The sequence below is a fragment of the Syntrophotalea acetylenica genome (genome assembly GCF_001888165.1).
GTDB classification, from domain to species: domain Bacteria; phylum Desulfobacterota; class Desulfuromonadia; order Desulfuromonadales; family Syntrophotaleaceae; genus Syntrophotalea; species Syntrophotalea acetylenica.
The window spans coordinates 257094-268001 of record NZ_CP015455.1 but is presented as its reverse complement, the minus strand read 5'-3'; the positions used below and the strand labels follow the sequence as shown (position 1 = coordinate 268001).

General features: G+C 58.8%; 10 protein-coding genes. 9 read left to right on the top strand and 1 reads right to left on the bottom strand.

Translation table 11 applies throughout. The features are described 5' to 3' along the window. Nucleotides 1–67 precede the first annotated feature (67 nt). Together A6070_RS01230 and A6070_RS01225 are read left to right on the top strand one after the other, a co-directional pair. Nucleotides 68–2479, top strand: coding sequence for a mechanosensitive ion channel family protein (locus tag A6070_RS01230; RefSeq protein ID WP_072286692.1), 2412 nt, complete (start codon nucleotides 68–70; stop codon nucleotides 2477–2479). Nucleotides 2480–2771: 292 nt separating this feature from the next. Further along, nucleotides 2772–3761, top strand: coding sequence for a beta-ketoacyl-ACP synthase III (locus A6070_RS01225; protein ID WP_072286691.1), 990 nt, complete (start codon nucleotides 2772–2774; stop codon nucleotides 3759–3761). Between the two features lie 91 nt (nucleotides 3762–3852). Here the strand turns inward: A6070_RS01225 and A6070_RS01220 are convergent, their stop codons facing one another. Further along, entirely contained in the window at nucleotides 3853–4335 is a 483-nt protein-coding gene (locus A6070_RS01220; RefSeq protein ID WP_072286690.1) for an AmiS/UreI family transporter, read from the bottom strand. 830 nt (nucleotides 4336–5165) lie between these two features. Between A6070_RS01220 and A6070_RS01215 the strand changes: the two genes are divergently transcribed. The 7 genes from A6070_RS01215 to A6070_RS01185 all read left to right on the top strand — a co-directional run bounded on the left by A6070_RS01215 (nucleotide 5166) and on the right by A6070_RS01185 (nucleotide 10906). After that, nucleotides 5166–5486, top strand: a complete 321-nt coding sequence (locus tag A6070_RS01215; RefSeq protein WP_072286689.1) for a cytochrome C — start codon at nucleotides 5166–5168, stop codon at nucleotides 5484–5486. A gap of 90 nt (nucleotides 5487–5576) precedes the next feature. Beyond that, entirely contained in the window at nucleotides 5577–7028 is a 1452-nt protein-coding gene (gene pyk / locus A6070_RS01210) for a pyruvate kinase (protein WP_072286688.1), read from the top strand. A 49-nt stretch (nucleotides 7029–7077) separates the two neighbouring features. Continuing rightward, a complete protein-coding gene (queC, locus tag A6070_RS01205; RefSeq protein ID WP_072286687.1) occupies nucleotides 7078–7770 on the top strand; it encodes a 7-cyano-7-deazaguanine synthase QueC in 693 nt (230 codons plus the stop codon). Next, nucleotides 7767–8558, top strand: coding sequence for a GTP cyclohydrolase FolE2 (gene folE2 / locus A6070_RS01200; RefSeq protein WP_072286686.1), 792 nt, complete (start codon nucleotides 7767–7769; stop codon nucleotides 8556–8558). The genes queC and folE2 overlap by 4 nt, the downstream gene beginning before the upstream one ends. 304 nt (nucleotides 8559–8862) lie before the next feature. Then, complete coding sequence (tolQ, locus tag A6070_RS01195; protein WP_072286685.1) at nucleotides 8863–9534, top strand: protein TolQ; 672 nt, start codon at nucleotides 8863–8865, stop codon at nucleotides 9532–9534. Nucleotide 9535: 1 nt separating this feature from the next. Further along, a complete protein-coding gene (tolR, locus tag A6070_RS01190) occupies nucleotides 9536–9964 on the top strand; it encodes a protein TolR (RefSeq protein WP_072286684.1) in 429 nt (142 codons plus the stop codon). Nucleotides 9965–10012: 48 nt separating this feature from the next. After that, the gene (locus A6070_RS01185) at nucleotides 10013–10906 is read left to right on the top strand and encodes a TonB family protein (RefSeq protein WP_072286683.1); all 894 of its coding nucleotides are present in this window, start codon (nucleotides 10013–10015) and stop codon (nucleotides 10904–10906) included. Nucleotides 10907–10908 lie beyond the last annotated feature (2 nt).

Below are 10908 nucleotides of genomic sequence, written 5' to 3'. Positions count from 1 at the left end.
AGCGTTGGACACATGCTAGAATGGCGCCTGGCGAAAAAACCGGACCTGTTTCTTCCCGAGGTGCCGCATGAAATTTACAACCTTCTGCTGTCTGCTGGGCGCCTGCATACTGCTTGCCGCGCCGGCCGGAGCCGACCCCCAACCGACCGCCGCACCGGCGGCAACCGTGATGCCGAAAGTGGCGGAAGTCTATCCGCGCCTGGCAAAACTCAAGGAAGAAAAAGCGGCGCTGGAAAGCCGGATGGAGCGACTTGGCGCTCTCGATCCGGTCACTCAGGCCTTGGCCGGGCTGAAAAGTCTGCCGCAGCAATGGGCGGAGCGTGAGGCCATCCTCGGTCCGCCGCGGGAATGGTCGCTGGACAACCTGCAGCAGGCCCGCGTTGCCCTGATCGCGGACCGGGATCGAATCTCCCGGATACTCGACGATCTTTTCATGCGGTTGTCGGAAATCGAGGTGTTGCGGGATGAATGGAGCAATAAGCGGCAATTCTGGGATGAATGGCTGAATACCCTGCCCGCCGCCGGTATGCAGGCATCCGCCGAGGCATTTTCCGAAGCCCGCCAGACAGTGGAAACCGCACTCAATGTTCTTAAACAGACGGCACCGCAACTGTTTGCCATGCAACAGCAACTCACGGCACTGCAAATCCCCGTGTCCGACCGCATCGATCACATCGAAGAGCTTCTGGCGGTTCGGAAAAACCAGCTTTTTGAGCGTAGTCATCCCTCCTTTCTGAATCCCGATTTTTACCGGCAGCTTCATGCCGGCCTGTTCAGCAGCATCGGTACCGGATTGACGAAACTTGAGTTTTTCAACCGTGCATTCTGGCAAAGCCGGGGCAGCCAGATTGCCTTGCACCTGATTCTGGCGACGGTTATCGCCTGCCTTCTGCGCACTCACCGCAAACGCCATCCGCAAAGTCCGGCGGCCCCCTTTGTTTCGCGGCACCCGTTTTCGACGGGGCTGTTTCTGGCAACCATTGTGTTCAGCCCCTTTTATGCGCATGCCCCAGCCGGCTGGATGCTGATCCTGGCGGGCATCGCCGTGTTTTCAGCCGTACCCCTGATCATGGAAATTCTGGACAACCCGCTGCAACGGCAGGTTGTCCGGCTGCTGGCCCTGGCCTACTTTTTGTCTCTGGGGGTGCGCACCCTTTCGCTGCCTGCGCCCCTTTACAGTCTGTTCATTGCGGGCGTGTGCCTGTCCGGCGGCATCGCGCTGCGATGGTTTGCAGCGCAGGTCCGTCGCGACAGCCCCGGTCGCCAGCAGCGTTTCAGCACTCTCCTAAAACTTGGCGCGGCTTTTCTCGGAGCGACATTTCTGATCCTGGCGGCAGGCTATGGCAATCTTGCCGAACATCTGCTGCATGCCGGTTTGAAAACGGTTTTCGCCCTCCTTCTTGCGGCTCTGCTTTTGCGCGTGCTGAAAAACGGCCTGCAACTGCTCGGAAAGCTGCGTTTTTTCAAAAGGCAGCGGTTTTTCAGGCGCCACGGGCAGGAACTTCAGAACCGGCTCTGGCACCTGGCACCTCTTGTAGTCGGCATCCAGACCGCCTTGTACCTGCTGGTCGCCTGGCATTTTTTCGACAGTGTAGGTGAAGCCTGGCATGCCATTCTAACGGCAGGAGTCGTGCTGGGGGACAAAACGGTTTCCGTCAAAATGCTGCTGGTCGGCCTGAGTGCCCTGTATGTCGCCATCTTCATTTCCTGGCTGCTGCGCAGCCTTCTCGAAGAGGAGGTGTTCCCTCGCAGACAGGTGGATCGCGGCGTGCGCGATTCCATCAACAAACTGTTGAACTATGCCATTCTCGCCTTCGGCATCTTCATGGCCCTGGGCCTCGCCGGGATCGACCTGAAGAGCTTCGCGGTGCTCGCCGGCGCACTCGGCATCGGCATCGGTTTCGGTCTGCAGAACATCGTCAACAATTTCATCAGCGGCCTGATTCTTTTGTTCGAGCGGCCGATCAAGATTGGCGACATGATCGTTCTGGACGGAGAATGGGGCACGGTACGCAAAATCGGACTGCGCTCCACCACCGTTGAAACCTTCGACCTGTCGGAAGTCATCGTACCCAACTCCCTTCTGGTCTCGGAAAAGGTCACCAACTGGACCCTGTCCAGCGAACAGAGCCGCATCGTGGTGCCGGTCGGAGTCGCATACGGCAGTCCACTCGAAAAAGTGCTTGGCATTCTTTACGACGCGGCACAGGTTCACCCCAAGGTGCTTGATTCACCTCCGCCCTCTGCCATCTTTACGGCCTTCGGCGCCAGCTCCCTGGACTTTGAACTGCGCGTTTGGGCCACCTCCGTCAACGACCGCCTGACTATCAGGAACGATCTTCTGCTGTATATTGACCGGCGCTTTCGAGAGGAAGGGGTCGAAATCCCCTTCCCGCAGCACGATTTGCACCTGCGCTCGGTGGATGCCGGGATTATGCGGTCCTTGAACTTGTCCGGCCAACCCGGAAAAGATGGATGATTCCTGGCAACCGGCAGCCGGACCCCGGCCGCCGGCCTTCTTGTATACCTTGAGCAGCACTGGCAAACATGCTATTTTGTGCCGGATTGTTTATCGATGGCACTTTCTTTGCGAAACAAGACAGAGGTGCGGCCCGACATGACGCCCGGCCGCCGCATGCCGATGCCAGGCGTTGATTGAGCCTCAAAGCATTGGCCGGCATCAATCTCAGCAGCAGTCAGCCCCGAAGATCGAGGCCGGCAAGGCAAGCAACCGTTTCCCGGCGGAAACGATCCAATCAGGAGGGACCCGTATGGACAACAGCAAGCGCGCCATGATCCTCGGTACCGGCCGCGCCATCCCCGAAAAGATTCTGACCAATGCCGACCTCGAAAAAATGGTCGATACCACCGATGCCTGGATTGTCGAACGCTCCGGCATCCGCACCCGCCATATCGTCGAACCGGGCACGCCCCTTTCAAGCCTGGCCGCGGAAGCCGGCAGAAAAGCCCTGGAGGACGCCGGGCTTGCCGCCAAGGATGTGGATCTCATCATCCTCGGCACCGTCACTGGTGACATGAAATTTCCCGCCACCGCCTGCTTTGTGCAGACCCTTCTCGGTGCCGGTAACGCCGCTGCCTTTGACCTCAGCGCTGCCTGTTCCGGTTTTGTGTACGGCCTGCAACTTGCCCAGAGCCTGATCCAGTCCGGCGTTCACAAACATATTCTGGTGATTGGCGGGGAAGTTCTCACATCAATGGTGAACTGGGAAGACCGCAACACCTGCGTTCTGTTCGGCGACGGTGCCGGCGCCGTGGTGCTGGGACCGGCACGGGAACAACGCGGCATTCTTGCCACCGATATCGGTGCCGACGGCAACTTCAGCGGTCTGCTTTACAACCCGGGGTGCGGCTCCCTGAATCCTCCCACCATCGAAAATGTGCAGGAGAAACTTCATACGATGCGCATGGAAGGCCGCGAAGTCTTCCGGCATGCCGTGCTGTGTATGACCCGAACCATGAAAAAGGCCCTGAAACGTGCCGGCCTCAGCATCGAGGACCTGGACCTGGTCATCTCTCATCAGGCCAATCTGCGCATCATTGAAGCCCTCGGCAAACGACTCAACCTGACCGAGGCACAGACTTACATCAACGTCGACCGCTACGGCAACACCTCGGCCGCCTCCATCCCCATCGCCCTGGATGAAGCCCGCCGCAACGGACAACTCAAACAGGGCGACCTGGTTGGCCTGGTGACCTTCGGCGCCGGCTTCACCTGGGGATCGAGCATTATCCGGCTGTAAGGCCACCTGCAAAGCCCACCTTTTATCGCACCAAACACAAAGAGCCGGAAGCAAAACGCTTCCGGCTCTTTGTGTTTGGTAAAAACGAAAATCAGAAGGGCAGGCTGTAATGGCCCATCAGGGCATAGGCCGGATAAATCAAACAAATCAGCGCCAGAACGATCAGCATGTAGCCGACAATCTTGCCGGAAAGCTTGCCGTAGCAGTTGAGGAAAACAGCCAGGCAGAGTATGACGAAGGTAATGAACATGAAGAACAGATAGCCCGAGCCGACAATGAGGGCCGTAATCAGGCAAACGATGCCGACCGTGACGGCTCCCCAACCGACGGTGCGCATGTCGGTTACGCCGGTAAGCAGGGCATGGGCAACCTGCAGATACAGAAGGCCGAACACGAGCAGCGCCGCCGCGGTCAGCAGATCACCCTGAGCCGCCTGAAAAAAGCCGCCAATAATTGTCAGGATGCCAACCAGGCCGGTTGTAAAGCCGCTTGATTTGGCATCGCCCTGTCCCAGAAAAAGCATCCCCAAGGGAATCCACATCATGCTGATCATTACCAGAAGCGCAGGTGTCATTTTTTACTCCTCCTTGAAAATTTCTAGCCTCGTTATTGTTTCCCTACTCGGGTCGTGCGAAAATGTCCGCGGAAATTCGTTTACAGCGATAGATGCACGACGGCTTTCCGCCGTACATACCGCCACGCGGGAAACACCCGCGGAACTGTTCGCTCTCCCGGCTTGCCAACCTCCCGATGCAGCGGGACATATCGGCGGCAGCCATACGCTTCTGCCCAAAGCGCAGCGAATCAGAACCTGCGGGCCCCGATCTGGTCGCGGACGACATCCAGACATCTCAAGATAAAATCAGGTTGCATTCTTTTTGAAACGGTTTTTCAGGACAACGACCTCACATAAGAACTGGAATTTCATATAACTAAATCATCATGTAAAATCAGACACCCAAAATTCGAAGGACTTTAAATCTTCAATAAACCACCGTTTTAGCATAACGCAATTTCAATGCCATGTCCTTGCGCCATGGCAGATACCGAACAAAGCGGCCCAAAACACCTTTTTCATGCCTGCGGAGCCGTTTCAAAACCGCGCCACCCATTCAAAAACGTACCACCGAAGTTTATTGTGGATCTTTTTGCCACTATTTGGCGCAGGAGCTTCAAGGCTACGGATTTCCATCCATCTTTAACGCAAATCGTCCTTTGGCAATGAGCAACATAATAGCATGTTGTTACGTTTTGTCAGGTCCTCCCACCGTAAAATGCACGGCAACCGGCAACGGCATGCTCCGCGAAGGGCGACCTTCGCAGTTATTTCGGATTGGCCTTACCCGATGCCTATGCTATAGTTGCAGCACGCCAAAAGCCCCGAGAGAGAGGACGGTTGCCTGCATGAATAAATGGCCCTGGATGCTGCTGCCCGCCGCTGTTGTCTGTGGTTGCGCCATGCTGGGCGCATGGAAAGCCATCCCGCCACCCGGTGGCTGCGATCAGTGCCACAGTGTTCCGATCAATGCCAACTGGGAGGTAAGAGCCACTGCCGTCACCCTGGCAAGCGAATCGGGACGCGAACCCTGGCAGAAGGAAGCCTCGGTACTGCCCCCCGACATACCCCCCATACAAATCCAGAAAGTCGAGGGGGAGCCCTGTTTCCGCTGCCACAAAGGCCCCAGCCGGGCCCATACGGAACGTCTCGGGCGCTACCATCACTAAAAAGGCGCTTTTCGGGACCCTGGCTGCACCGGTCAGGGTCCTTTCGTTTCGCAACCCTGCCACACTGGAACGAAACAGGGGACCAGGCGCATGTTCCGCCATACCAAAATCATCGCCACCATCGGACCTTCCTGCGACACACGCGCGGACATCGAGCAGCTGATGCTTGCCGGGGCGGATGTTTTCCGCCTTAACTTCTCGCACGGCGAGCAGGAGCACAAAGCACATATCGTGCGGTCTATTCGCGAGCTGGCCGAATTTCACCAGACACCGGTGGCGATTCTGGGTGACCTGCAAGGCCCGAAAATCCGCACCGGGCGCATGCGGAACGGAGCGGTGACCCTTGAAAAAAATGCCACCACCGTGCTGACTGCCCGTGATATCGAGGGCGATGCGCAACATATTCCGGTCCTCTATTCTCATTTGGCCGAGGATGTCATGCCAGGCGCCCGGATCCTGCTCGATGACGGCCTGCTGGAACTGCAAGTGCTTGAAACAAACGCCGGCGAGGTGCGCTGTCGCGTGCTGACAGGCGGAATCCTGAAAGATCGCAAGGGCGTCAACATCCCCGGCGCCGGCCTGTCGGTGCCGGCCCTGACCGACAAGGATCGTGACGATATACTGTTCGCGCTGGACCAGGGTTTCGATTTTCTCGCTCTGTCCTTCGTGCGCAATGCCGCCGATCTGCGTCAGCTCAAAAGTCTGCTGCAGGAACATAACAGCGCGATGCCGGTTGTCGCCAAGATCGAGAAACCCCAGGCGGTCGAAGATTTCGAAGAGATCCTGCAGGAAGCCGACGCCATCATGGTGGCGCGAGGCGATCTGGGGGTGGAAATCAGTCCGGAGCAGGTGCCCCTGATCCAGAAACGCATCATCTGCCGCTGTCACGATGCCGGCAAACCCGTCATCACCGCGACCCAGATGCTTGAGAGCATGGTTCATAATCCCCGTCCAACGCGGGCCGAAACCTCCGATGTGGCCAACGCCATCCTGGACGGCACCGACGCTGTCATGCTGTCGGGCGAAACCGCCGCCGGCCGGTACCCCGTCCAGGCCGTGGAAATGATGGTGCGGGTGGCTAACAGCGTTGAGCGAGATCCCCTGTCGCAGCAGCGGCTGTTCAACAATTTCCCCCCTCTCCAGGAGGGCCCGAGAAAGCTCTCTGACGCCATCGGCGAAGCCGCCTGCCGCACCGCCCTGCATGTCGGGGCCGCCGCCATTCTGGCCTTCACCCAGAGCGGCTCGACGGCCGCCACGGTATCCCGCTTCCGCCCGCGGATCCCTATTTACGCCGTGACCCCCTCGGCTGAAGTGCGGCGGCGCCTGTCCCTGTATTCCGGGGTCCGCTCGATCCTTGTCGACTTCACCGGCGATACGGAATCCCAGATCCACTCGGTGGAGGAAGCGGTTTTAAAAGATGGCGCCCTTAAAAAAAGCGACATTGTCATTATCACCATGGGCAGCCCGGTAGCCGCCTTCGGCTCGACCAACCTGATGAAGGTGCACCGTCTGGGCACCGGCCAATTTTACGAAATAAACTGACATCCGGCCACGAAGCCCGGTCTGTTTTTCAAAACAAGGGATACTTTTGATGAATAAAAAAGCTGTCGTATTGTACAGTGGCGGTCTCGACTCCACCACCTGCCTGGCCGAGGCGCGGGCCGCCGGGTTCTCCCCCTACGCCCTGAGCTTCCACTACGGCCAGCGCCACACCGTGGAACTGGAAAAAGCGCGGCTCTACGCACCCAGGGTCGGCGCCGTTGACCATATGGTGATCGATTTCGACCTGCGCCGCATCGGCGGCAGCGCCCTGACCTCTGACCAGGAAGTCCCCAAGGGGCGCGCCATCGACGACGCCATCCCGGTAACCTACGTGCCGGCGCGTAATACCATTTTCCTTTCCTTCGCCCTGGGCTGGGCCGAAGTGCTCGGTTCCTTTGATATTTTCATCGGCGTCAACGCCCTCGACTACTCCGGCTATCCTGATTGCCGGCCGGAATTCGTCCGCGCTTTCGAACAACTGGCGAATCTCGCCACCAGGGCAGGTGTCGAAGGCCAGGGGAAATACCGCGTCCATGCGCCGCTGCTGCACCTGACCAAGGCACAGATCATCCGCCGCGGACTCGACCTGGGTGTCGATTACGCCCTGACCCACTCCTGTTACGACCCCAGCCCCGAAGGCCTGGCCTGTGGCCTGTGCGATTCCTGCCAGTTGCGGCTCAAAGGGTTTGCTGAAGCCGGCATCCCCGATCCGGCCGCCTATGTTCGGGAGGTGCGGCGATGAACCGTATGCGCGACATGCAGATGGAGCGCGATACGCGCAACGTCGCCATCGACAAGGTCGGGGTCAAGGACATCCACTACCCCATCGTGGTCATGGACAAAAACAGGGATCAGCAGCACACGGTGGCACGCATCAACATGTACGTCGACTTGCCCCATCACTTCAAGGGGACGCACATGAGCCGATTCGTGGAGATCCTCAACCGGTATCGCGGCGAAATCACCATGCGCAACATGGGGGAGCTTTTGCAAGCAATGAAAGACCGGCTGAATGCCTCCTGCGCCCATATCGAAATGGATTTCCCCTATTTCATCGAGAAGCAGGCGCCAGTATCCAAAGCCCTCAGCCTCATGGAATATCGCTGCTGCCTGCGCGGCACCCTGGCCGAGACCAAGGATTTCGTACTCGCGGTGGAAGTTCCCCTCACTGCCCTGTGCCCCTGCTCCAAGGAGATCAGCGCGCGTGGCGCCCACAATCAGCGCAGCTCCGTCAGGGTGGAGGTGCGCATGAACAAGTTCATCTGGATCGAGGATCTCATCAGCTGGGTCGAGGAATGCGGCAGCGCGCCGGTCTACGCGTTGCTCAAGCGGGAAGACGAGAAGGCCGTCACCGAGCAGGCCTATGACAACCCCATGTTCGTCGAGGATATCGTGCGGGCCGTGACACTCAGGCTCAAGGCGACGCCGGAGATCACCTGGTTCCGGGTGGAGTGCGAAAACTTCGAATCAATCCACAATCATTCAGCCTACGCCATGGTCGAATTTCCGCCTCGCTGCGAAGAGGGCTGAATCCCGGCATCACCGCAGCCGCTCGGGTAAATCCGGGCACGTTCATCAAGCCGCCGTTGCCGGGAAGCGACAGATTTTCGCAACGGCCCGTTTCAATCCTCGCCATTGCGGGCATGGCACTCTCCTTGCTTGGTATTTCTTCATATATTCAGAGGTGTTATCTTTTCGTGGCATGGCTCGCCGAAGCCTGCGGTGATGCTCGTTGACTTGGATGGGCGGTTCGATGATAATCTAACCGCTTTGTGCAAAAACCCCAGAAAAACACCCTTGAGATGTATCTTTACCCACGTATGGAGGTAGTACCTTGGAACTGATTTCCGCAACCGGACTGGTGGTCAAACTGGTCCTGCTGATTCTCATCGGCTTTTCCCTGCTTTCCTGGGCGATCATCTTTTTAAAATTCCGGGTAATCTACCGCGCCATCAGCGATTCCCAGCAGTTTCAGCATTTTTTCTGGAATAAACGCCGGCTTGACGCCATCAACAAAAACCTCGGAGATTTTCCCAATGCGCCAACGGCGGCGTTGTTCCGCGACGGTTATCAGGAGCTGATGCGCAACCAGCGTGACGCCGGGGCTGAAGAGCCGGCGGCCTTCAGCGCCGACATGGGGCATGCGGAAAACGTTGCCCGTGCCCTGCGTCGCGCCACCACTCAGGAAACCCAGCGGCTCGAACGCTACCTGCCGTTCCTTGCCACCACCGGTTCGACCGCACCATTTATCGGCCTGTTCGGCACCGTGTGGGGCATCATGGATTCCTTCCATGAAATCGGCAAGACCGGCAGCGCCTCTCTGGCCGTCGTTGCGCCGGGGATCTCCGAAGCCCTGGTCGCCACCGCCATCGGTCTGGTGGCCGCCATCCCCGCGGTGGTCGCCTACAACCACTTCATCAGCAAGGTCAATGTCCTTACCGGCGATATGGACAGTTTCAGCCAGGAGTTCCTCAATATCGTCGGGCGCATGGCGCGGAGGAGCTGACATGGAGGTAGGCCAGCGCAACGGAACATCGCGATCCACTTTGTCGGCGATCAACGTCACGCCCCTGGTCGACGTCATGCTGGTGCTGCTGATCATTTTCATGGTCACGGCGCCAATGCTTGAACAGGGGGTGGAGGTCAACCTGCCCGAAGTGTCCGATGCCCCCGGACTGCAGGCGGGCAAGGAACCCCTGATTGTCACCGTCGAACAAAACGGCGCCATTTCCATCGGCAAGCAGAGCATCCCCGGCCCCGAAAAACTGGTGCCGGTTTTACTTGAGATTCTGCAGTCCCGACAGGAAAAGGAGGTCTTTTTGCAGGCGGACCGCGATGTTCCCTACGGCAAGGTGGTTCAGGTCATGGCCGCCATCAAGGGGGCCGGCATCGAAAAGCTGGGCATGGTCTCCATGCCACCGGATCCCGAAAAATGACGTTACTGCATTCTTTTCAATTTGCCCGCAGCAAAGGCTCATAATACCGTGTCGATACCACCGTTTGCGCCGCACAACGAACCGGGGCTGCGCCCCCTGGCCCTGTCCCTGACCTGCTCACTGGTTCTGCATGCGGCGGCATTGTTGCTTTTTTCCGGGTTTTTATCCGGCCCGGCGCCCGTCGAACAGCGGCCGGTCTATTTTGTCGACCTGACAAAAATGCCGGTTCTCAACCCTCAAGCCGGGAGGCCGGATGGAGGCCCCGCGCCCAAGGGAGATTCCGCCCTGGCGCCCGCGCCCCCGCAACCGGACGCCCCCAAGGCTGCTGACGCGCCGTCGGAACCATCGTCTCCGGAACCACGACCGGCTGCTTCCACCGACAAGGCCGCCAGCAAAGCCACCGTTTCATCGCCAGGCGCCAAGCCGGCAGCGCCGGCAACCAGACCGGCGGCCTCTGCCGCCCCGGCAACAGGCGATTATAACAGCGTCCAGGACAAGCTGGCCGCGATGCGTGAAAGACAACAGCGCCAGCAGGAGCTGGCCGCACTCAAGAACAGAATCGCGGCCCTTTCCGGAGGCGGTGCCGGGTCGGCGACCGGCGGTTCCGGTTCCGGTTACGGTTCCGGCGCCCCCCTCGGCATGCCCGACGGCACCGGCACCGAAGCCGGTGTGGACCAGCAGACCTGGCTGCAGGCCTACCTGAAAGACAACTGGAGCCTGTCCAAGTATCAGATCACCCGCCGCGACCTTTCGGCCACGGTACGACTGGCTTTCAGTGCCGACGGCAGCCTGATCAGTTATCATTTTATCGACTCCTCCGGCGACGCCACCTTTGACGATTCGGTCAAAAGGGCCATACTGAAAGCCAAAACCCTGCCGTTTCAACCCCAGAGGCAGATACAGCTCGACGTCGTCTTCAACCTCAAGGACCTGATGGATTAAAA